Raw genomic sequence first — 22800 nt, forward strand, 5'->3', positions numbered from 1 at the left:
TCGCTCCATCGTCCTGACCAGCACTGAACCCGCAGTACAGGCAGACGATAACAGCGTTCGGTTACGGGCACAGGGCGTGGTCGATCAGGGCGGCGGCCGCGGATTCCTGTGCCAGGACGTGCTCCGGGGTGTCGCCGAGGGCCTCCGACATGGAGACCACGGCGCTGCGGGCGCCGTCGCCGGTGACGCCATTGAGGGTGATGTAGCCGCCGTCGCCGCCCTCGTGGGACCAGTAGGCGCCGCCGCAGCTCAACGGGCGTTCGGCGAGACCGAGGCCGTATCGGCCACCCGGCCACATGGTTTCGAGGTCCCCGCTCACCGGCACGGTCCGCTTCATCTCCGCCAGCCGGTCGGCCGGGAGCAGACGCCCGCCGAGCAGGGCTCGGAAGAAGGTGTTCTCGTCCTCGGTGGTGGTGACCCAGGAGAGGTTCTCCGGTTCCAGCGCGATCTGGTCGGTGACGTCGACTTCGGAACCGGGGCCGAAGAACTGATAGGCGCGGGCGTGCGGCTCCGGGAGCGTGGGCGAGTCGCCGAGCCACCGGGTTCCGTGCAGGCCGAGCGGTGTGACGATGCGGTTCTCGATCTCGGTATGAGCGGGTCGGCCGGTGGCGCGCTGGATGATCTCGGCGAGCAGGATGTAGCCGGTATTGGAGTACTGCCAGCTCGAGCCGGGCGCGAAGTCGGGCGCGTGGGCCATGGCCCGGGCGATCAGCTGTGCGGGGGTGTAGGTGTCGTGGCGCTGCTGGTAGTACTCGGCGGGTGTGGTGTACCCCGGCAGATCGTCGTGAATGCCGCTGGTGTGCTGCAACAGCTGGCGGAGGGTGATCCGGGCGCCGTCGTTCCCGTTGCCCCGCACCACATCCGGCAGCCACCGTTCGAGGGTGTCGTCGAGGGTGAGCGAGCCCTCGCTCGTCAGCTGCAGGACCACGGTGGCGACGAGTGTCTTGGCGGTGCTGGCCATCCGGAAGTACCCGTCGGACGGGACCGGGTCGCTTGTCGCCAGGTCCGCCGTCCCGCTGGTGGCGACCGATCGCGTGCCGTCGGGCTCGATGACGCGGGCCTGCACGCCGCTGATGCCGAGGGCGTGGATCGTCTCGGTGTCCTGGCGCAACCGCTGAGCGATGGAGGACTCCGCGGGCTGGGCGCAGCCGACGGCCGCCCCGGCGATCAGTAGAGCGCCGAGGACGGCGGCACGGCGTTTGACCATGGTTGAACGCTATGTCCGCGTGCGGCCCCGGGTAATCCGGCGGATCCCTGGAATCCGGGTGGGGGAGATCCCCCATGTCTCACAGGGTGGTGCGGAAAGCCTTGTCGCCGAGGACGCTCTCGGGCGTGCGATGGTCCGCGAAGGCCGAATACACGATGGTGTCGGGCTGCAGTGGAGCGTCGGCCTTGGACTTGCTGCTCTTGACGATCACCGCGATCACGATGATGACGATGACCAGCACCGCGACGATAGCGGCGATCAACCAGGCCGTGCTGTTCGAATTGCGTTGCTGAGGAGCGTAATTCGGCTGCGGGGCATGGTGTGCGTAGGTCTGCGGCGGCGGGTACGACGGACCCTGCTGACTCGTGAAATGGTGCGGCGCGGGCTGGTTCGGGTAGGCGGGCGTCGAGGTCTGCTGGTTGTGGATCGGGTGGTGCGGGTACGACGGGGCCTGCTGGTTCGGGTACGACGGGCCCGACGTCGGCGGCGACGGGTACGCGGGGCCCTGATTGGTGTAGGCGGGGCCGGGGCCGACCAGCGGGCGCGGGGTCGACGGGGTGGGCGTCGGTGGGCGCTGGATCACCGGCTGAGGGTGGGCCGGGGTCGGCGGGCGCGGGGCCACGATCGGCTGGGGGTGCGCGGGCGTCGGGGGACGCGGCGGGGCGGCCGGAGCCGAGAGGGCTCGTTCGGCGGCCGTGGCGAATTCGACGCACGAGCGGTAGCGGTCGGCGGGGCGCTTGGCCAGGGCCTTGGCCAGGACGGCGTCGATGGCGCGGGGCAGGGCCTGGCGCAGCGGGCTGGCCGAGGGCGGCGGTTGCTGCAGGTGGCCGCGGATGACGGCGGCCGGGCTGGTGCCCTCGAACGGAACCGCGCCGGTGAGCAGCTGGAACAGGGTGCAGGCCAGCGAGTACTGGTCGGAGCGGCCGTCGAGGGACGCGCCGGTCAGCTGCTCGGGGGAGGCGTAGGCGAGCGTGGCGGTGACGGTGCCGGTCTGGGTCAGATGCCCGGTGTCGTCACGCAGGCGGGCGATACCGAAGTCGGTCAGGTAGACCCGCTCGCTGGAGCCGGTCTTGGAGGACGAGCGGGCCAGCAGGATATTGGCCGGCTTCACGTCCCGGTGCAGGACATTGAGGCCGTGCGCGTAGTCGAGGGCCTTGGCGGTCTCGGTGATGATCTGGACCGCCCGCAGCGGCGGCAGCGTGCCGGGGCTGATGGAGGAGGCGTTCACGCCGTCGATGAACTGCATCGAGATCCACAGCTGCTCGCCCTCGTCGCCGCGGTCGTAAACGGTGACGATATTCGGGTGGTCCAGCCGGGCGACGAGATCCGCCTCGCGGATGAATCGGGCGCGAATCTCGTCGTCGGAGAACATCTCCTGATTGAGCAGCTTGAGGGCGGTCATCCGGGGCAGCCGCGGATGCTTGGCCAGATACACCGAGCCCATCCCGCCACGACCGAGCTCGCGTTCGATGACGTAACCGGCGAACACATCACCTGAACGCAAAACCGAGCACCCGCTTTCGTAATCTTTGCCCTCCGCTTCGCTACGGGCGGGTTCGCGGCCCCGGAGGTCTCGTTCTTCCCTCCCTCCGCTCCTCCGCTTCGCTCCCCCGCTCCGCTCCGCTCAGTCCAGAACGAGACGGGCCGCGAACATCAGGCGCTTCCAATCTCAAGCGCACCTATTATGGCTGCCCACGGAACGTATTGTGTGCCCACGTCCCAACATCGCCGCGGTCCAGCGCCACCGCGAGCAGGTCCGGGAACTTGTCCGGCGTGCACGCGAAAGCGGGCACACCCAGGGCGGTCAGCGCCGCCGCGTTGTCGCGGTCGTAGGCCGGGGCGCCCTCGTCCGACAGCGCCAGCAGCACCACCACCTGCACCCCCGACTCCTTCATGGCGCGAATGCGCCGCAGCATCTCCGCCCGGACTCCGCCCTCGTAGAGATCGGAGATCAGCACGAACAGCGAATCGGCCGGGCGGGTGATGAGCGACTGCGAGTACGCGATGGCCCGATTGATATCGGTGCCGCCGCCCAGTTGGGTGCCGAACAGCACCTCCACCGGATCCGACAGCTTCTCGGTGAGATCCACGACGGCGGTGTCGAACACCACCAGCGAGGTGCGCAGCGACCGCATGGACGCCAGCACCGCGCCGAACACCGACGCGTACACCACACTCGACGCCATCGACCCGGACTGGTCGATGGCCAGCACCACGTCCCGCTTCACCGCCTGCGCCTTACGGCCGTACCCGACCAGTCGCTCGGGCACCACGGTTCGGTGATCGGGCAGATAGTTCGCCAGGTTCTTGCGAATCGTGCGGTCCCAGTCGATGTCCCGCAGTTTGGGGCGCGACACCCGGGCCGCCCGGTTCAGCGCGCCGCCCACGGCGGCCACGGTCTGCGCCGCGATCCGCCGCTCGATCTCCTTGACCACCTTCTCCACCACCATGCGCGCGGTGGCCTTGGTGGTCTCCGGCATCACCCGGTTCAGGCTCAGCAGCGTTCCGACCAGGTGCACATCCGGTTCGACCGCTTCCAGAAGCTCGGGCTCCAGCAGCAATTCGGTGAGGTTGAGCCGATCCACGGCGTCCCGTTGCATCACCTCCACCACGGTCGAGGGGAAATAGCGGCGAATATCGCCCAGCCACCGCGACACCTGCGGCGCGGACCCGCCGAGCCCGCCCGAGCGCCGTCCGCTTCCGCCCTGCCCGGAGTCGTAGAGCGACCCCAGCGCGCGGTCCATCGCCTGATCGTCGGTGCTGCGCAGGCCGCCGCACCCGAGCCCGGCCTCCCCGGGGCTGCCGAGTACCAGGCGCCACCGCCGCAGCTGCGCTTCGTCGATCTCTTTCATGCCATTCCCCACGATGAGTAAGACTGGTAACTGCTTGTGCCCCAAGCGGAGTCGTGCTCCGTGTGGGGTCGGCTCAGGCGCCCGGCCCGCGGCTGCGGCCGGAGGCTCCGCAGCCTGCTCCGGCCACCGCCGCGCGGGCTCATCAGGCCACTCCGAGGATCTCGGCCGCCGCCCGCATGGCCAGCGTTCCGCGGGGCGCGTCGTACTCGGTGCCGCCGGTGGCCGTAATCGTCGGCGCGCCGTGGCGGACGGCCTGGCCGATCGCCTGCCGCTCCCCGGCCTCGAACGCGCCGAAGGTCCGGCGCAGCAGGGGCAGGGTGGCCACGAACTGGTCCTCGTCGAGTCCACCCAGCCAGCCGTCGATGAGCGACAACAGGTTTCGGTCGTGCACCAGCAGCAGGCCGCGGCCGCCGAGGAAACCGTCGATCCAGGCCGCCTTGTCCGGCGCGGTGCGGCCGACCGACAGCGCCGCGGATAGTCGGCGGCCGGACTCCTCGCCGCCGATGCGCTCGGCGTCGCAGAGCAGCCGCACGGCGCGGCCGACGATGCCGCCGTTGACGTCGTCGCGATCGGCCAGCGTCTCGAGGGTGGACAGCCAAGTCCCCGAAGCCCATTCGTCGTCGCGGTTCGACAGCGCCAGGTGCACCGCGTCGATCCGGCTGCGCAGCGCGGCGGCCGCGTCGGAGTCGAGTCCGGTCACCGCGCCCGGCAGGCCGGCGCAACTGCGGACCAGCAGGCTGTCCGCCACCCGGGTCAACGCCGCGCCGTCGGTGCCGCGCACGTCGCCGTAGCGGGCGATGCGCAGCAGGCCGGGCAGCGCCGACATCAGGTGGGTGACATCGTGATCCAGGGCCGCAACGGTTTCCAGCCGGGCGATCAGTCCGTCGGTGGCCCCGCCGAGATCGGCCAGCAAGGCCTCCTCCAGCGCGGACGCCACCTTCCCGACCGTGGCGTCCGGATCCCGGGCGGCGTCGAGGATCTTCGCCTCCGCGGCCGACCGCAGGGTGGTGCCCCAGCGTGACGCCTCCACGATCGCGATCGCCAGTTCCGGCCGCCAGCGCAGGGTCCAGGTCTCGCGGAAGGTGCCCGCGTTGCGGACCTGGCTGTCGGTCAGCCGGCCCCACCCGATGCCCAGCAGCCGGAGCCGGTGCAGCAGACGCGATCTCGCGAGCCCGCCGTCGGTGCGCAGATCCAGGTCGACGGTGCGCTCCAGGGCCTGCTGCTTGAGCCGCAGCGTCTTGATCTGGGCCCGCAGGTCCGCCTCCAGCGGCACCGTCGGCGTGCCCTCGGGCACCGTCCCCAGCGCCTCGCCCACCACCAGTTCGGTGCTGACCAGCCGCAACAGGGTCTCGTCGCCGTCGCACAGCACCGACCGGGTGGCCTCGGTGACCTCCGACAGTCCGGCCAGCGGCCGCTCCCGCAGGGTCGCGAGAGTCTCGGCCAGCCGGATGGATTCGATGATGTGCGCGCTCGACACCGGCAGATCGTGGGCGCGCAGGGTGCCCGCTACCTTGGTGAGCCAGCGGGCGATCGGCTGGTCGGTCTCGGTGAACAGGTGGTGGTACCACCCCGGGGAGGTGATGCCCGCGCCGTAGCCGGACGAGCTCGCCAGCCGCGAATGCGTCCACGGCACCCAGGTCAGCATGGCCTTGCCCTTGGGCAGGCCCTTGAGCAGCCGGGCATCGGCCGCGGCCGGGCCCAGCTTGCCCTCCAGCGCGGGCGCGTGCCACGCGCCGCACACCACGACCAGCCGTTTCGCCCCGTCCTTCAAGGCTTTTCGCATGATCTGCCGCATGTGCGCCTCACGCCGCAGCGTATGCGCGTCCACCGTGATCCGCGCCGTGGCGGCCGAGAACGGCTCCTCCTCCGTTGTCCCGGACCCCTCGGCCGGGACGACGGAATCGGATTCCTCCGAGATCTCCGCACGATCCTCCGCGTGCTCGCGCAGGGCGCCCATGGCCTCGTTGACCGCCGGGAAGATATCGGCGTCCGAGGCGGATTCGACGATGGCGTCCCACCAACGTTCGGCGTCGTCGTATCCGGCGGCCGAGGCCAGGATGCCGAGCGGGTCGGTCCGATCGCCCGGCTCGTCCTCCACGGCCAGGCAGATCGAGGCCGGAAGATCGCAGAAGCCCGCGGACACACCGTGTTCTGCCGCGTACCGCAGCGCCACCCACTCCGGGGAGAAGGTCGCGAAGGGCCAGAACGCGGCCTTGGCGGGACTGTCGGGCTGATAGGCGAGCAGGGCCACCGGCGGTGACATGCCCTCGGCCGCAACGTATCCGACCAGCGGATCGGCGTCCGATGGGCCCTCGATGAGGATGGCGTCGGGACGGAACCGCGCCAGCGCCAGCGCCAGCGAGCGCGCCGACCCGGGGCCGTGATGGCGGATGCCGAACACCCGCGTCTCCGCCGGGCCCGTGGCCTCGGTGGAGGCCGCGGTCTCGCTCGGCAGGGCGGTGTCGGCGGTGTCGGCCGGGATCGTGGCGGCCGTCATACGTGCACCTCGCGGCAGGCGCGGTAGAAGTCCGCCCAGTCCGGGCGCTGCCGCACAACGGCTTCCAGGTACTCGGTCCACACCACCTGGTCGGCCACCGGATCCTTGATGACCGCGCCCAGCACCGCGCCCGCGATATCGGCGGGCCGCAGCACACCATCGCCGAAGTGCGCCGCCAGCGCGATGCCATTGGTGATCACCGAGATCGCCTCGGCCGTGGACAGCGTGCCGGTCGGCGACTTGAGCTTGGTGCGGCCGTCCTCGGTCATGCCCGAGCGCAGTTCGCGGAACACCCGCACCACGCGGCGGATCTCCTCGGCGGCCGCGGGCACGGCGGGCAGTTCCAGTGCGACACCGAGCTGTTCGACGCGGCGGGTGACGATGGAGACCTCCTCGTCCTCCCCGGCCGGCAGCGGCAGCACCACGGTGTTGAACCGGCGGCGCAGCGCGGAGGACAGCTCGTTGACGCCGCGGTCGCGGTCGTTGGCGGTGGCGATCACATTGAAGCCCTTGGCCGCCTGTACCTCCGTGCCCAGCTCCGGCACCGGCAGCGTCTTCTCCGACAGCACCGTGATCAGCGCGTCCTGCACATCCGACGGGATGCGGGTGAGCTCCTCGAGCCGGGCGATGGAGCCCGCGCGCATGGCGGTCATGATCGGCGAGGGCACCAGCGCCGCCTCGCTCGGACCTTCGGCCAGCAGCCGGGCGTAGTTCCAGCCGTAGCGGATGGCCTCCTCCGCGGTACCGGAGGTGCCCTGCACCAGCAGCGTCGAATGTCCGGCGATGGCGGCCGAGAGATGTTCCGACACCCAGGTTTTCGCGGTGCCGGGGACGCCGATCAGCAGCAGCGCGCGGTCGGTGGCCAGGGTGGCGACCGCGACCTCCATGATCCGGCGCGGGCCCACGTACTTGGGCGTGATCACGGTGCCGTCGGACAGCGTGCCACCCAGCAGATAGGTGACCACCGCCCACGGCGACAGGTTCCAGGAGGGCGGACGCGGGCGGTCGTCGGCCGCGGCCAGGGCCTTCAGCTCGTCGGCGAAGGCCTGTTCGGCGTGCGGGCGCAGCAGGGCGTCCGGTTCCTGAGCGATGGTGACTTCCTGAGCAATGGTCACTGCAACTCCTCGAGCATCGTCTTGCGTTCAATGAGGTCTTGGGCGAGCTGGTCGAAATGCTGCTCCCAGTACGGATCCGCGCAGCGGCGGGCCAGACCGGACACCATCCCGGCCAGCCCCACCGGGAAATGGGCGGACGCCGCGCGGAACAGCGTCCGATACGAGCCGGGTGCCAGGCCGGGCGCACCTGGCCGGTCGGCGCACAGCTGAGCGCGTTCGGTGAGCAGCCGCAGCACGTGCTCGGCCATGGGGCCGGGCCACTGCCGGGGCATGGCATGCAACAGTGCTTCGATCTCGGCGAGCGAGCTGGAATCCAGCCCGCGCAGGTACCGCACCTGATCGGCTTCGGGCTGGAGCGCGAACAGGGCGCGCAGCCTGCCGGAATCCGCGTCGCGGGCGGCCGGGCCGGAGATCGCCCCGAACAGGGCCCACGCCCACGCCGGATCACCCTGTGCCAGTGCGGCATCGGTCCAGCCGGCCAGCAGGGGTCCGCGCACACCGTCGGCCATGGACACCCGGACCGCCTCCTCGGGCGACCCGAGGAGGCGTTCCCAGTGCCGCAACGGCGTGGCGGCCACCACCCGGTGCAGCCATTCGGCGGCCAGATCGAGTGCCCCGTCGGCCCGGTAGGCGGTGTAGCCGAAGGAATCCCCGACTCCGTCGCGGCGGGCCGCGGCGTCGAGCACGCCGGGTCCGGTGGTGACCAGCCGCGGCGCGACCGGGTGCGCTCCGAAACTCAGCCAGGCCGCCGCCCGCTGTGACATCCGTTGCGCGAACGCCGAATCCGGCAGTCGTCCCAGCAGATCCGCGGCCAGCCGCCGCACCTCCGCGCGCCGATCGTCGAGCGCGGCTTCGAGCAGCGGCTCGTCGGCGAGTGAGAGCCCATCGGCGAGCACCGCGAGCAGATCGGCCTTGCCCGGCCCGGACTCGGTACCCCACGATCCGGCCAAGGCGGCGCTCGCGGCCGCCGGGTCGCGCTGCCGCAACTGGGTCAGCCAGCTGCGCCGTTCAGTCGCCCGGCCGTGAGACCACACGCTCTCGTCCTCGGCGGCCGCCCGCACCAGCGACTTCCAGCCCGGGTGCTGCCCGGCCAGCCACCGGCCTCGCGCCCCGGCCAGCCGCAACAGCGACTCCCGATGCGGCGCGAGCGCTTTGGCGCGATCGAGCAGGACGCTCACCAAGCCGTCCGGCGCGCGGAAATCCCGCGGCGCGGCCAGGGCGAACCACTCCTCGAGGAACGGCGAGTTGTCCGACAGCATGTCGATCAGCCGCGCCCCCGCCGCGGCGGGCAGCAACCGCCGCTCGTCATCGGACGCGGCGCCCCCGCGCTCGCCGGAACCGGCGGTGACGCCGCCGCGAGCAAAACAGTCCTGCAGCGCAATGGATTCCAGCAGCACGACCGCCGGATCCCCGCTCAGCGCGGTCGCCGCCGGGCTGACGGGCGCGGCCAACCCCGACAGGTCCGCCTGTCGTCGTGCCGTGCCGACCAGAGCCGCCGACACCAGCTCGGCGCTGCCGGCGTCCTCGATCCCGCCGCGGACCGGGTTCGGAGTCCCCGGTGCCACACCGACATCCATCATCACACCGTCGGCGAGCGCCGCGACGGGGACCACGCCGTCCACGGTCCACTCGGCCAGCAGCGTGACCGCGTGCCCGCCGGACAGGCCGAGCAGCCGCCACGGCTCACCCTCGGCCGTCGACACCGGCAGCGCGTCGCCCCCGGATTCCACGATTTCCCAACCCTTTTCGCCGCGAACCGGCACGACATCGACCAGCAGTACCGGCCACGATCGCAGGAACGGATCGGCTCCCAGCGCCCGCGCCTGCTCGTCCAGCGCGGCCGCGATACTGCCGGGCCGCCGGTCCGGCTCCGCGCCCGTGGGCGTGGCTGCGATCGAGTCGCTGCTCCCGCCGGCGATCGCCGGATCGAATGCAGCACGGGAATCTACTGCCACCGAGTCGGATTCGAGCGGATCGCCGGTGGATCCGGTTGCCGCTCCTACGTGATCACCGCGGTTCTTCGCGCCGGCGAATCCCGGCTGCGGGATCGTGGTGAAGGGCTCGGGGATGTCCTCGTGGCGGTCGCCCCAGACCGCGCGCAGCGGAGCGGCCGCGGGGTAGAAGTGCAGGTTCGCGTCCACCTGGAAGCCCGGGGCCGGGGTGTCGTTGGGGAACGCGGGGCTGCCGTGGTGGTAGTCCAGGATCAGGGCCCAGCGGCCCGAGGCCCGTCCACGCAGCCAGACCCGGCGGGTGTAGAGGCCGTCCTCGGCGGTGGTGCGGACGCCCAGGACCTGCCAGCGGTCGCGGATCGCGGGTTCGGTGCGGACCGATTCGGCCGGAGTCTGGTAGCCGATGTGGGTGCGCACGCTGGCGCGCAGGCCGGGGGAGAGCTCGTCGAGGCGGGTGTGCGCGGCCGCCAGCAGGTGCAGCCGGGCGTATTCGCGCAACAGTAGCCGGGGCCAGTCGGAATGGCTTGTGGCGAGCGGTAATTGGCGCAGCGTGGCGGCCACGCCGGGGGCCTGCGCGTCGACCATGCGCGCCGCCACGGTCTCGAAGGCGCGCATCGAACGGTCGGACTGGGCCAGGCCGGTGCGGACCTGGTCGGTGAGCCAGGTGTCCAGGTCGGCCAGGCCCGCGGTGACCCGGGCGCGGCGCTGATCGGCGGTGGCCCCGGAGGCCGCCGCGGGCTTGGCCTCGGGCGCGGCCTTCTTGGCGGCGCGGGCGGCCCGGCCGCCCAGCCAGTCGGCCGCGAAGTCGCCCACGGCGTCCGCGGCGGGAACCTCGCCGGCGCTCCACGACAGCAGCAGCGACAGCGCGTGCTTGCACGGGAACTTGCGGCTCGGGCACGTGCACTTGTAGGCGGGTCCGGCCAGGTCGACGATGGTTTGGTACGGGCGGCTGCCGCTGCCCTTGCACAGCCCCCACAGCGCCGTGTCGTGAATCCCGGTGCCGCTCCACTTGCCGCGCAATTTGCGGGCGGCGGTCAGCGACGCGGCGTCCGGTGCGAGCGAGCCGATGTGATCGGCGGTCCAAGCGGTGGTCATCCATCCCCCTTCCTCGGTTGACATATTTCTATCCGAGGGCACCGACAGATCCGGGCGTCACGCCGTGGCCGGGCCGGCTGCGGAAGTCGTTCCGCCGCCACCGATTCGGACGATGCGGGCGGTGCGTACCGCGGGCAGCGGACGGGTGCGGGCGGCGCTGTCGGTGGAGCGGGATAGGGTCGCGGACATGCCTCGCGTAGCGATCGAATACTGCACACAGTGCCGCTGGCTGCTCCGCGCGAGCTGGATGGCCCAGGAGTTGCTGACCACTTTCGCCACCGACCTGTCGGAGGTCGCCCTGGTCCCGGGCGAGGGCGGCGTCTTTCGCATCACCGTCGACGGCGAGCAGATCTGGGAACGCAAGGCCGACGGCGGTTTTCCCGATATCGCCCTGCTGAAACAACGCGTCCGCGACCGTGTGGCCCCGGATCGCGCACTGGGCCACACGGACAAGAAGACGGACGAGAACGCCGGACCGGCGAGCTAGCAGCAGCCTCCGCCACCGCAGCAGCCGCCGCCCGCCGGCGGGGCGGGCATGGACACCGGGGCGGCGCCGCCCCGGCTCACGGTTCCGAAGGTGGTCAGCAGCTTGACGGTGTCGTCGTGGCCGCCGGGGCAGGTCGCGGGGGCGGACGCCTCGGCCATCGGACGGGTCAGCTCGAAGGTGTCGCCGCAGCTGCGGCATCGATACGCATAGCTCGGCACCCGGCCAGCGTAGACCACGCCGCCGAGCTCGTGCGGCGCGCTGACGATGATCGCCCGGCGACCCGCGAACCACCAGTACCCTCGATTTACGGAGTACGAGGAGGTGTCGTATGAACACTCGGATCTTCGACGAGCGGACCGAACGCGATGACGTGCCGGTGGCACGGACGGTGTACGGCGACGTGTCGGGCGCCGTGATCGGGTCGGCCGCGGTCTGGCGGGGCATCCCCTATGCCGACAGCACGGCCGGTCCCCACCGCTTCCGCCTGCCGCAACCCCCGCGACCCTGGACCGGCGTCCGCGAATGCGTGCGCTACGGCGACGTCGCCCCGCAGACCCCCGGCTTCGTGCCCGTCGACGCCAACCTGCGCATGGGCGAGAACTGCCTCTGGCTCAATGTCTGGGCCCCGGCCGCCGCCGTCGACGAACCCCGCCCGGTCATGGTGTGGCTGCACGGCGGCGCGTACTGCCTGGGAACCGCCGCCCAGGCCATCTACGACGGCCGCCGCCTCGCCGAGGCCGGTCAGGTGATCGTGGTCGGCGTCAACTATCGGGTCGGCGCCCTGGGCTTCCTGGACCTGTCCTCGCTGGGGAAGGAGTTCGTCCCGAATCTGGGCCTGCACGACCAGGTCGCGGCCCTGGCCTGGGTGCGCGACAATATCGCGGCCTTCGGCGGGGACCCCGGCAATGTCACCATCTTCGGCGAATCCTCCGGCGCGGGCTGCGTCACCGCGCTGCTCACCTCGCCGCTGTCGGCGGGCCTGTTCCATCGGGCCATCGCCCAATCACCGCCCGCCACAGCGGTTTTCGGTCCGGAGCGGGCCGCCGTGGTGGCCAAGCGCTATCTGGAGCTGCTGGAGCTGCCGCCCGATCGCGCGACCGAACTGCTCACCATGCCGCTCGAACGCATGGTGACCGCGGCGGGAACCCTCTTCGACGAGGTGCCCGCGCGGGAACCGGGCCGCCTGGCCGCCGCGCCCGTGGTGGACGGCGATGTGCTGCCCGGCTACCCGAGCGAGCGCTTCCAGCAGGGGCGGTCGCATCGGGTGCCACTGCTCATCGGCACCAACAAGGACGAATCCTCGCTGTTCCGGCTGCTGCGCTCGCCGATCATGCCGGTCACCCCGGACGCGGTGAACTCCATGCTGCGTTCGGTCGCCGCCGAGCATCCGGGCCTGTCACCCGAACGCGTCGCCGAGTTCGCGGCCGCCTACGCCGCGGGCACGTCGCGCGGCGCGATGATCATGTCGACCGACGCCGCGTTCCGGATGCCCGCGCAGTGGGTGGCCGACGCGCACTCCACGCACTCGCCGACCTGGATGTACCGGTTCGACCACGCCACGCCGATGCTCAAGGCGGCCCGGGTCGGCGCGGGCCACGCCACCGAATTGCCGTATGTGTTCGGCAATTTCGGCTCCTTCGACTACGACCCGACCTTCTGGCTCGGCGGACGCAAAGCGGCGCAGGAGGTTTCGGGCCGGGTGATGCGCCGCTGGCTGGCCTTCGCCGGATACGGCGTGCCCGCCGCCATCGACGGATCCAAGCACTGGCCGCCCTACCACGCCGCCACCCGGACCACGCTCGTCATCGACGGCGTGGACCGGGTCATCGACGATCCCGACCGCGACCGCAACTACGTGTGGGGCGACGACGTCGTCGGCTTCTATTGAGCCGCAACCGATCCCGATTCGCGGTGGGCTACACCGTGGCGGTGGCCCGGCGGCCCAGGTGCGCCGGCATGTGCGCGTACCCGTGCAGCGTGTAGAGCGGGCGGCGTTCGGGCGCACCCGCCAGCGCCAGATCCGGGAACGCGTCGAACAGGGCCCGCAGCGCGTGCACGCCCTCCATCCGGGCCAGGCTCGCGCCCAGACAGGTGTGGATGCCGCTGGAGAAGGTCAGGTGCTCGCGGGCGTTCGCGCGGGTGATGTCGAACCGATTGGGGTCGGTGAACTTCTGGGGATCGCGGTTCGCGCCCGCCAGCGACATCACCAGGACGCTGCCCGCCGCCAGCCGCTGATCGCCGACCTCGGCGTCGGCCAGGGCGATGCGCGCGGTCATGGTGACCGGCGGGTCGAAGCGCAGGATCTCGTCGATAGCCTGCGGCCACAGATCCGGATCCGCGCGCAGCATGGCCAGCTGCTCCGGGTGCGACAGCAGCTGGACCACGCCGTTGCCGATCAGGTTCACTGTGGTCTCGAACCCCGCACCCATGAGCAGGCTCGCGGTCGCCTTCAGCTCGCGCTCGTTCAGTTCCCCGGCCGTCACCAGACTGGACAGGATGTCCTCGCCCGGGGTGGCCCGCAGCTTCGCCAGATGCCCGTTCAGGTACTCGTCCATCACGCCCATCGCCGCGTACGCGTCGCGCCAGGCCCGCCACGAGACGCCGATGTCCAGCAGCGGGCTGGCGGCGTCACCCCAGCTCAGGAACTCGTTGCGGGACGCCTGCGGGAAACCCAGCATCTCGGTGATGATGGCGATCGGCACCTGCTGGGCGAAGGCCGAGATCAGGTCGGCCGAGCCCTGCGGCGGCAGCTCGTCGAGCAGTTCGGCGGTCACCGACTCCACCCGATCACGCAGCCGGCCGATGGCGCGCGGGGTGAACGCCGCCGACACCGACTTGCGGATGCGGGTGTGATCGGGCGGATCGATCATCAGCATGGACGGCGGCTCCACCGGATTCGGCGGCGTCTGCGCCCGCTTCAGGCGATCGCGCAGCCAGGCGGGCATGTCCACGCCGTCCGGGCCGAACGCGCCGAAGCGATTGTCGCGCAGGATGGCGCGGATCAGCTCGTAGTCGGCCGTCGCCCAGGTGTACGGGTTGTGTACCAGACGGCCGCGGGCACGGATGTCCTCGATCAGGGGGTACGGATCGTGGAGCGCGTCCGACGTGGTGATCAGTTTCGCGAATGGAACATCGTGGCGGGCCTGCCAACGCAGACCCCAGCGCGGGGCACCGTGCTCGACCATCCATCGGGCCCAGTATCGGGGACTCATCATCGCGGGACTCCCTCGTCATCGGATGACTCCACGGTACGTAAACGCTTGCCGTGGATAAACATCCCGAGGAGGGAAAGTGTGCTCCTACCGAGGTAGGAGCAACTCTCAGGGGCAAGCCCCTGAAACCCCATGTCGCCCGACGGCAGCAGCCTCTGGAACCCCATACCGCCCGACGACGGCGGGCTCTGGAACCCCATGTCACCCGACGACGGCAGGCTCTGGAACCCCAAGTCGCCCGACGACGGCGGGCTCTGGAACCCTAAGTCGCCCGACGACGGCGGGCTCTGGAATCCCAAGTCGCCCGACGACGGCAGGCTCTGGAGCCCCAAGTCGCCCGACGGCATGCAGCCCCTGGAACCCCATCGCCCGGCGGCAGATCGTCAGCGGCGCTGGGCGGTGACGCGCTCGGAGGCGACGCGGCGCTCGTGGGCGGTGGGGTCGGGGTTGGTGACCTGGACCAGTGAGGCGCCGGCGGCCAGTACCGCGACGAAGCCGTCGATCAGTTCGGCGGGGGTGTCCCAGGATGTGGTGGACAGGACCCGGTCCTCGGCGGTGAAGCCCTGGCGGGCAGCCGATTTGCGGGCCTCGTCGAGGACGGCGGAGACCGAGGTGCCATCCAGGGCACAGCCGATGCCGTGCGGGCGGAACTGGTCGCCGTGGACGCGGACCGAGGTGGCGTAGTCGGTGACGCCGATCGGCAGGTCGCGCACCGGCATGCCCATCGGGTCCAGCGAGAGCGCGGCCACCTCGGCGATACCCTCGGCCTCGTCGATGCGGTCGGCGGTCACCAGCGCCAGTTCGGCGTCCGGATCGGCGTGCAGCACCACCTCGACGCCGGCCCACCAGCAGCCCAGCAGCACCGCGGCGGTCTGCCAGTGCGCCGGCAGCAGGACCGCCACGCGGGCGCCTGAGGTGAGCCCGAATTCGTCGCGAATCATATTGGCGGTCTTGGCCGCCCAGTTGGCCAGCGTGAGCGCGGACAGTTCGATGCGCGCGCCGGTGGCGTCGTCGTAATAGGTGATGCGCGGCCCGGCGGGGTCGCGGGCGAGGATGGGGTCGAGTACCGCTTCGGTGAGGGTCTCGTTCAGTTCACGCATTTCGGTCCGTTCGTGCCGGCGTCGATAGGTGGGGCTGGGGGCACAGGCGTCGCGGTCGCGGTTCCGGAGAAATCGAACGTGACGCTGCCCTTCGCCGAACCCGGACCAGAGTAGTCACCCGCCAGCACCACGCGGACCGAGCCCTCGGGCAGTCCCGGCTCCGCCATCACCGGCAGCCCGCCCAGCGCCTGCGCCACCGCGCGCGCCTTGGGGTCGCCGCCCGAGGCGGCCAGCACCCGGCTGCTCTGCACCGGCCCGCCGATCCAGTTGTCCACCGTGCCGGTGCGGAAACCCTTGGCCGCCAGCGCCTGTGCGGCCTGCCCGGCCAGGCCGCCGGCGCCGGAGGCGTTGTAGACGTCGGCGACGACAGTGGACGGCTCGATGCCGCCGTCGCCCTTGGTGTCCTCGTCGTCGTCGCCGACCGCGGCGGTCACGTACTTGTGCACGGCTGTCGGATCCACCCGCACCACGGATTCGCCGTTGTCGGTCCAGCCATTGAGGTCCTTGACCGGAATGGTCTCGAACTTCACCTCGCCGCCCGCCAGGTCCTGCAGCTGGTGCAGGAAGCTGAGCACGTCCCAGTCGTCGTCGAGCACCACGGTGCGGCCGACCGCGTCGCTGAGCTCCTTCAACCGGCCGGGGCTGGCGAGCACCTTGGCGCTGAGCACCTGGTGCACCAGTTGCGCCATGTACACCTGCTGGCGCACGATCCGATCGATATCGCCGCGCGGCAGGTCGTGGCGCTGGCGCACGAAACTCAAAGCCTCTGCGCCGTCGAGCTTCTGCTTGCCGGCCGGGAAGTCCGCGCCCGAGAGCGGTTCGTCCACTGCGTTGTTCAGGCACACGTCGACCCCGCCGACCGCGTCGGTGAGCAGCACGAAGCCCAGCAGCCCGACCTCGGCGTAGTGGTCGACGGTGATGCCGGTGAGCCCGGCCACCGACTTGACCAGCGCCTGCCGCCCGGCCTCGGTGGAGCGCTTCTCCGCCTCGGCGGGGGAGACGCCCTGATCGATCAGCTTCTGCTGCAGGGTCGACTTGGTGATGCCGTACGCGGAGTTGATCTTTCCCTTGCCCAGGCCCGGGATGTCCACGTAGGAGTCGCGCGGGATGGAGACGGCCACGGCGGACCGCCCGTTGTTGGGCACCCGAATCAGGATGATGGTGTCGGTATTGAGTCCGCCCTCGCCGTCGTCGCCGGCGTGCAGCATGGCCAATTCGTGCTGGGTGAGCGGATTTCCGTGCGCGTCGGTGCGGGCGTCGATGCCGACCATCAGGATGTCGGTCGCGCCGTCGGACTTGCCGCCGCCCAGCCCCAGATTGCCGATCCGCTCGATGCCCGACACCAGCTGGTCCACGCTGTGCCAGCCGAGTCCGGTCACCGTCAGGGCCAGCACCGCCGCCAGCGCCGCCAGTGCCCGGCCCGGCCCGCCCCGCTGCCGCGGGCGCATCGCTGATGGGCGGGACCCTCGCGGCACGGATGCCCAGGCACTCTCTGGCAACCGACTGTCCTTTCCGAACTCGGCCCACTGGACCCCGGCAAGCGAGGTCGAATCGAATGGGAGACCCCCACCCTGCAGGCTAGTGGCGGTAACCGTTCAGTTGCCGTAGCCCGGACTCCGTGAGTCGCGCGATGTCGCCCGATTACCCCGGTCTGTCCGAATGAATCCACAGGTCGCGACGGGTTCGCGGGGTGGCGGACGTGGCGTGCCACACTGGCAGCCGTGATTGCCGACGACGTGAGCCCGAGCATCGGGCGGCCGCGCCACGAGACCGCCCGGCTGCTGGTGACCGGAGCGCGCGGCCAGCTCGGCCGGGCCCTGACCACCCTCGCTCCCGGGGCGCGCGGCCTGACCCACGCCGATCTCGACATCACCGCCGCCGACGCCGTGCGTGAACTGGTGAAACCCGGTGACGTACTGATCAACTGCGCGGCCTACACCGCCGTCGATCAGGCCGAGTCCGAGCCCGAGGCGGCTTTCGCGGTGAACGCCACCGGGCCGGGCGTGCTGGCCCGGGTGTGCGCCGAACGCGGCGCCCGGCTCATTCACGTCTCCACCGATTACGTGTTTCCCGGCACGGCCTCTCATCCGTACGAACCGGACGATCCGACCGGACCGGCCACGGTCTACGGGCGGACGAAACTCGCTGGCGAGCAAGCGGTTCTGGAGTATTCGCCGGACGCGCGCATCGTGCGGACCGCCTGGGTCTACACCGGCGACACCGGTGATTTCGTGGCGACCATGCGACGGCTGGAGGGCGAGCGCGACACCATCACGGTGGTGGACGACCAGATCGGCTCACCGACCTACGCCCTCGATCTCGCGGCGGGTCTGCTGGAACTGGCGGGGATGCTGGGGACCGGTGTCAATCCCGGGGTACCCCGAATCCTGCACGCCACCAATGCCGGACAAGCCAGTTGGTTCGATTTGGCGCGCGCGGTCTTCACCGGCCTCGGCGCGGACCCTGACCGCGTACGGCCCTGTGGCACCGAGGATTTCCCGAGACCCGCTCCGCGCCCGGCGTATTCGGTCCTTTCGGGCAATTCGTGGGCCGCGGGCGGCCTGTCGCCGCTGCGGGACTGGAAGTCGGCACTGAACGACGCACTGGCCGCCGTCTCCGACTATCCTGGGCCCCCGTGAGCCCCTCGGATTCTGTCGGACAGCCCCCCGCCGCGGCGAAAAAACCGCAGCTGGCAGTCGTCACGGTGACCTACTCGCCCGGCGAGCACCTGGAACACTTCATCAGCACCCTGGCCATCGCGACCGGTGAGAAGCCGCAGGTCATCCTGGCCGACAACGGCTCGGTCGACGGTTCCCCGGAACTGGCCGCCGAGGCCAACGCCCACGTGCGCCTGCTGCGCACCGGCGGCAATATCGGCTACGGCGGCGCGATCAACCGCGCGGTGGCCGAGATCGACCCGGACATCGAGTTCATCGTCATCGCCAACCCGGACGTGCGCTGGGGTACCGACGCCATCGACGAACTGCTGGCCGCCGCCCGCCGCTGGCCGCGCGCCGGTGCGCTGGGTCCGAAGGTGCTCGAGCCGGACGGCAGCACCTACCCGTCCGCGCGCTCGGTGCCGGGCATCGCCGACGGCGCCGGCCACGCCATCCTGGGCAGCGTCTGGCCCAAGAACCCGTGGACACTGCGCTACCGCCAGGACAACGAGGCCATCTCGGAGCGTTCGGTGGGCTGGCTGTCGGGTTCCTGCCTGCTGGTGCGTCGCGCGGCCTTCGATTCCATCGACGGTTTCGACTCCCGCTACTTCATGTACATGGAGGATGTCGACTTCGGCGACCGGATGGGCCGGGCGGGCTGGCACAATGTCTTCGTGCCGTCCGCCGAGGTCACGCACGCCAAGGGCCATGCCGCGGGTCGTCACCCGGAGACCATGCTCCCCGCGCATCACGCCAGCGCGTACCGTTTCCAGGCCGACCGGCATCCGCACTGGTGGCAAGCCCCACTTCGGGTGGCACTGAAAGCTGGACTTGCGGTGCGTTGCAAACTTGCGGTTCGATCCGCACTGCGCGAACGAGATCGAAACGGCTCTGTTTAACATTCGGGGCGGTTAGGATCTGCGGTCGCGTATCACTGACCACCTGACACAGGGGAGAAGATGGCGAACAGCGGTAACACCGCCGGGTCCACGGACGCGGTGATCCTGGTCGGAGGCCAGGGCACCCGCCTGCGTCCGCTGACCTTGTCCGCCCCCAAGCCGATGCTGCCCACGGCCGGACTGCCGTTCCTGCAGCACCTGCTCGCGCGCATCGCCGACGCCGGCATCACCCATGTGGTGCTCGGCACCTCCTACAAGGCGGAGGTGTTCGAAGAGCACTTCGGCGACGGCTCCGACCTCGGCCTCGAGCTCGAATACGTCACCGAGAGCGAGGCCCTGGGCACCGGCGGCGGCATCCGCAACGTGCTGCCCAAGCTGCGCGCCGACACCGTGCTGGTGTTCAACGGCGACGTGCTCGGCGGCACCGACCTGGGCGGGGTGCTCGAGACCCACCACACCTCCGGCGCGGACGTCACCCTGCACCTGGTGCGGGTCAGCGACCCCCGCGCCTTCGGCTGCGTCCCCACCGACGAGAACGGTCGTGTCACCGCGTTCCTGGAGAAGACCCAGGATCCGCCGACCGACCAGATCAACGCGGGCTGCTACGTCTTCCGCCGCGAGTACATCGAGAAGATCCCCGCGGGACGTCCGGTCTCGGTCGAGCGCGAGACCTTCCCGTCCCTGCTCGCCGAGGGCGCGCATATCCAGGGCCACGTCGACGTCTCCTACTGGCGTGACATGGGCACCCCCGAGGACTTCGTGCGCGGCTCGGCCGACCTGGTCCGCGGCATCGCCCCGTCCCCGGCGCTGCCGGGTCAGCGCGGCGAATCCCTGGTCCACCCCGGTGCGGGCGTCGCGCCCGGCGCGCTGCTGATCGGCGGCACGGTCGTCGGCCGCGGGGCCGAGGTCGGCGCGGGCGCGCGCCTGGACGGCGCGATCCTGTTCGACGGGGCGCGGGTGGAAGCCGGTGCCACCGTGGAACGTTCGATCATCGGCTTCGGCGCCCGGATCGGTCCGCGCGCCCTGGTCCGCGACGCCGTCATCGGCGACGGCGCGAATGTCGGCGCGCGCTGTGAACTGCTGCGTGGCGCGCGCATCTGGCCGGGGGTCGACATCCCGGACGGCGGCATCCGCTTCTCCACCGACGTCTGATCCGTCACAACGACATCGGCCGCTCCCATGGATGGGGCGGCCGATGTCGTTGTGACGGAGGTTTCCGCGGGCGCGGTCAGCGCTCCCACTTGCCGGGGTTGAGGTGGAACTGCGCCAGCGCGGTGGCGTGCCCGTGACCCATCTCGTGCTCGGTCTCGAGCCAATTCACCAGGTCCTTCTGACCGGTGATGCCGGTCTCGGCGAGCAGGGTGAACCAGTCGTCCACGGAGCGGCCGTATTTGGCCTCGATGGACGGGAAGTACGAAGCCGGTCCGTGGGGCTTGGTGGTCGCCATGTCAGTCTCCTCTGCGCTGGGTGTCATGGGTGTGGACGGTGCGGCCCAGCGGAATTCATCGTGCCGTGGCGAGGGTCACAGTGGGGAGAAGGCTCGCGGGGTTGGGCCAGTGACTGACCTTTTGCGTCGGTAGATTGTCTAGCAGTGCTAGAGTTCGGCTATGAGCGCCATCCAGACCCGCAAGGAACGCGAACGCATCGAACGGCGGCAGCGCATCATCGACACCGCCCGGGAGATCGCCGAGACCGAGGGCTGGGACGCCGTCACCGTGCGCAAACTCGCGGATCGCATCGAATACAGCCAGCCCGTGCTGTACAGCCACTTCGCCGGGAAGGACGCCATCGTCTCGGCGGTCGCCGAGGCGGGGATGGCCGAATTCGCCGGGGTGGTCCGCGAACTCCGCGAGTCCGCGGACACCCCCGAGCAGGCCCTGCGCGCGGTGGTCCAGGGCTACCTCGACTTCGCCCGCGACAGCGCCGCCCTCTACGACGCCATCTTCCTGCTGCGCACCGACCTGAAATTCGGTCCGGACGCGCCGCAGGCCCTCAAGGACGCGTTCGTCGAACTGCTGCTCACCTTCGCGCCCTTCGCGCCGCCGCACGACCCCGAGACCTTCACCGAAGTCGCCTGGAGCACCATGCACGGCCTGGCCACGCTGGATCGGGGTGGCCGCCTGCGGCCCGACTTTCGGCAGCAGCGCCTGGAAATCCTGGTCGCCCAATGGGTTCGCGGTGACCGGCCCCACTGATCACCCACGGACCTCCCACCCGGGCATACGCTGAAGGCATGGCTGACGCGGTGGTGGTCGGATCCGGTCCCAACGGGCTCGCGGCGGCGGTGATCCTGGCCCGCGCCGGGCTCGACGTCGAGGTGTACGAGGCCGCCGACGGGATCGGCGGGGGGTGCCGCACCGGCGAGGTCACGCTGCCGGGCTTCCACCACGACCTGTGCGCGGGCGCGCATCCGATGGCGGTGGCGTCCCCGTTCTTCCGGGCCTTCGATCTGAAGGCGCACGGGGTCGAACTGCTCACCCCCCAGGTGTCCTACGCGCATCCGCTGGACGGCGGCCGCGCCGGACTGGCCTGGCTCGACCTCGACCACACCGCCGACGGCCTGGGCCGGGACGGCGGAGCGTGGCGGCGGCTGTTCGGTCCGCTGGTGCGGAAGTGGGAGGACCTGGTCGCCCTGCTCATGTCGGATCTGCGGCATCCGCCGATCGACCCGTCCGGCATGCTGCGCCTGGACCCCGGAATCGAACTGCGCGTCCTGCGCCGGATGGTCGAGCAGGCGACGCCGTTGTGGAACATGCGTTTTCGCGAGGATGTGGCGCCCGCGTTGCTCACCGGTGTATCGGCGCACGCCATCCGGCCGCCGCGCGGATTCCCGGGTGCCGGCGTGGCCATGCTGCTGGGCACGCTCGCCCATGTGCGCGGCTGGCCGGTGCCGCGCGGCGGCAGCCAGGCCATCATCGACGCCCTCGCCGAGGATCTGCGCGCGCACGGCGGGCGCATCGTCACCGGCCACCGTGTCGACTCCCTCGACGAATTCGACGAGGTCCGAGCGGTATTGCTGGATGTCGCACCCGCCGAGCTGCAGCGCATCGCGACCCTGCCCGCGCGATACGACTTCGCGCTCAACAGGTTCCGCTACGGCGGCGCGGCCTGCAAGGTGGATTTCGCGCTCTCGGGTCCGGTGCCGTGGCAGGCGCGGGGGTGTGATCGGGCCGGAACTCTGCACCTGGTCGGCACCCGTGCCGAGGCCGTGGCCGCCGAAAAGGCCGTCGCCGCAGGGCGGCACGCGGAGCGGCCCTATGTGCTGGCCATCCAGCCCGGCGTCGTCGACGACACCCGTGCGCCCGCGGGCAAGCACACCCTCTACACCTACGCGCACGTGCCCAACGGCTCGGCCGAGGACCTCACCGAGACCATCACCGCCCAGGTCGAACGCTTCGCGCCCGGCTTCCGCGACCTGATCCTGGCGACCCATGTGCGCACCGCGGTCACCATGCCCGCGCACAATCCGAACTACATCGGCGGCGACATCTCCGCGGGTGCGATGACCCTGCGCCAGACCGTCTTCCGGCCCGCCCCGCGCTGGAATCCGTACGCCACCCCGCTGCCCGGCGTCTACCTGTGCTCCTCGGCCACGCCGCCGGGGCCGGGCGTGCACGGCATGAACGGCTACCATGCCGCCCGCCATGCCCTGCGCAAGGAGTTCGGCATCCCGACCGATCCGCTCGAACTGCTTACCGGCCGCTGGCGCATCTGATTGCTACGCTGCGGC

18 protein-coding genes are annotated in these 22800 nt (G+C 70.9%); 7 read left to right on the forward strand and 11 right to left on the reverse strand.

Features of this window, described 5'->3' with window-relative positions; translation table 11 throughout:
- Nucleotides 1-61 precede the first annotated feature (61 nt).
- The 6 genes from ABZ412_RS23365 to ABZ412_RS23390 all read right to left on the reverse strand — a co-directional run bounded on the left by ABZ412_RS23365 (nt 62) and on the right by ABZ412_RS23390 (nt 10715).
- Nucleotides 62-1207: a serine hydrolase domain-containing protein gene (locus tag ABZ412_RS23365; RefSeq protein WP_357283485.1), complete on the reverse strand. Its 1146-nt coding sequence runs from the start codon at nt 1205-1207 to the stop codon at nt 62-64.
- 79 nt (nt 1208-1286) lie between these two features.
- Complete coding sequence (locus ABZ412_RS23370) at nt 1287-2711, reverse strand: protein kinase (protein WP_357283487.1); 1425 nt, start codon at nt 2709-2711, stop codon at nt 1287-1289.
- A gap of 178 nt (nt 2712-2889) precedes the next feature.
- Complete coding sequence (locus ABZ412_RS23375; RefSeq protein ID WP_357283490.1) at nt 2890-4059, reverse strand: VWA domain-containing protein; 1170 nt, start codon at nt 4057-4059, stop codon at nt 2890-2892.
- A gap of 142 nt (nt 4060-4201) precedes the next feature.
- Entirely contained in the window at nt 4202-6556 is a 2355-nt protein-coding gene (locus ABZ412_RS23380; protein ID WP_357283493.1) for a DUF5682 family protein, read from the reverse strand.
- Nucleotides 6553-7665, reverse strand: coding sequence for an AAA family ATPase (locus tag ABZ412_RS23385; protein WP_357283715.1), 1113 nt, complete (start codon nt 7663-7665; stop codon nt 6553-6555). Before ABZ412_RS23385 ends, ABZ412_RS23380 begins: the two co-directional genes overlap by 4 nt.
- Before the next feature lie 2 nt (nt 7666-7667).
- Entirely contained in the window at nt 7668-10715 is a 3048-nt protein-coding gene (locus ABZ412_RS23390; RefSeq protein WP_357283495.1) for a DUF5691 domain-containing protein, read from the reverse strand.
- Between the two features lie 187 nt (nt 10716-10902).
- Here ABZ412_RS23390 and ABZ412_RS23395 point away from each other — a divergent pair, with 187 nt between their 5' ends.
- On the forward strand, nt 10903-11202 hold the full coding sequence (locus ABZ412_RS23395) for a SelT/SelW/SelH family protein (protein ID WP_357283498.1): 300 nt from the start codon (nt 10903-10905) through the stop codon (nt 11200-11202).
- Here ABZ412_RS23395 and ABZ412_RS23400 read toward each other — a convergent pair.
- Nucleotides 11199-11420, reverse strand: a complete 222-nt coding sequence (locus ABZ412_RS23400; protein WP_357283501.1) for a zinc ribbon domain-containing protein — start codon at nt 11418-11420, stop codon at nt 11199-11201. The genes ABZ412_RS23395 and ABZ412_RS23400 overlap by 4 nt on opposite strands.
- Before the next feature lie 110 nt (nt 11421-11530).
- Between ABZ412_RS23400 and ABZ412_RS23405 the strand changes: the two genes are divergently transcribed.
- Nucleotides 11531-13090, forward strand: coding sequence for a carboxylesterase/lipase family protein (locus ABZ412_RS23405; RefSeq protein ID WP_357283503.1), 1560 nt, complete (start codon nt 11531-11533; stop codon nt 13088-13090).
- 28 nt (nt 13091-13118) lie between these two features.
- On the opposite strand, the gene ABZ412_RS23410 is transcribed toward ABZ412_RS23405, so the two are convergent.
- From ABZ412_RS23410 to ABZ412_RS23420, 3 genes are all read right to left on the reverse strand, one after another.
- Nucleotides 13119-14414 carry a cytochrome P450 gene (locus ABZ412_RS23410; RefSeq protein WP_357283717.1) on the reverse strand — a complete coding sequence of 432 codons (1296 nt, stop codon included), beginning with the start codon at nt 14412-14414 and terminating at the stop codon, nt 13119-13121.
- Nucleotides 14415-14797: 383 nt separating this feature from the next.
- The gene (locus ABZ412_RS23415; RefSeq protein ID WP_357283506.1) at nt 14798-15514 is read right to left on the reverse strand and encodes a TIGR03089 family protein; all 717 of its coding nucleotides are present in this window, start codon (nt 15512-15514) and stop codon (nt 14798-14800) included.
- A complete protein-coding gene (locus ABZ412_RS23420) occupies nt 15502-16962 on the reverse strand; it encodes an LCP family protein (RefSeq protein ID WP_357283509.1) in 1461 nt (486 codons plus the stop codon). The genes ABZ412_RS23415 and ABZ412_RS23420 overlap by 13 nt, the downstream gene beginning before the upstream one ends.
- A 276-nt stretch (nt 16963-17238) precedes the next feature.
- On the opposite strand from ABZ412_RS23420, the gene rfbD reads away from it, so the two are divergent.
- Genes rfbD through ABZ412_RS23435 form a run of 3 tightly spaced genes read left to right on the forward strand, consistent with a single transcriptional unit; the run spans nt 17239 to nt 20222 of the window.
- Nucleotides 17239-18153, forward strand: coding sequence for a dTDP-4-dehydrorhamnose reductase (gene rfbD / locus ABZ412_RS23425; RefSeq protein WP_357283720.1), 915 nt, complete (start codon nt 17239-17241; stop codon nt 18151-18153).
- Nucleotides 18150-19070, forward strand: coding sequence for a glycosyltransferase family 2 protein (locus ABZ412_RS23430; protein ID WP_357283512.1), 921 nt, complete (start codon nt 18150-18152; stop codon nt 19068-19070). The genes rfbD and ABZ412_RS23430 overlap by 4 nt, the downstream gene beginning before the upstream one ends.
- 60 nt (nt 19071-19130) lie before the next feature.
- A complete protein-coding gene (locus tag ABZ412_RS23435; protein ID WP_213559707.1) occupies nt 19131-20222 on the forward strand; it encodes an NDP-sugar synthase in 1092 nt (363 codons plus the stop codon).
- Nucleotides 20223-20298: 76 nt separating this feature from the next.
- Here ABZ412_RS23435 and ABZ412_RS23440 read toward each other — a convergent pair whose 3' ends face one another.
- On the reverse strand, nt 20299-20517 hold the full coding sequence (locus ABZ412_RS23440; protein ID WP_357283514.1) for a DUF4287 domain-containing protein: 219 nt from the start codon (nt 20515-20517) through the stop codon (nt 20299-20301).
- A gap of 160 nt (nt 20518-20677) precedes the next feature.
- On the opposite strand from ABZ412_RS23440, the gene ABZ412_RS23445 reads away from it, so the two are divergent.
- Nucleotides 20678-21265, forward strand: a complete 588-nt coding sequence (locus tag ABZ412_RS23445; protein ID WP_357283517.1) for a TetR/AcrR family transcriptional regulator — start codon at nt 20678-20680, stop codon at nt 21263-21265.
- Between the two features lie 38 nt (nt 21266-21303).
- Nucleotides 21304-22785: an NAD(P)/FAD-dependent oxidoreductase gene (locus ABZ412_RS23450; RefSeq protein WP_357283520.1), complete on the forward strand. Its 1482-nt coding sequence runs from the start codon at nt 21304-21306 to the stop codon at nt 22783-22785.
- Nucleotides 22786-22800 lie beyond the last annotated feature (15 nt).

Source organism: Nocardia sp. NPDC005746, from assembly GCF_040630785.1.
In the GTDB taxonomy this organism is placed as follows: Bacteria; Actinomycetota; Actinomycetes; order Mycobacteriales; family Mycobacteriaceae; genus Nocardia.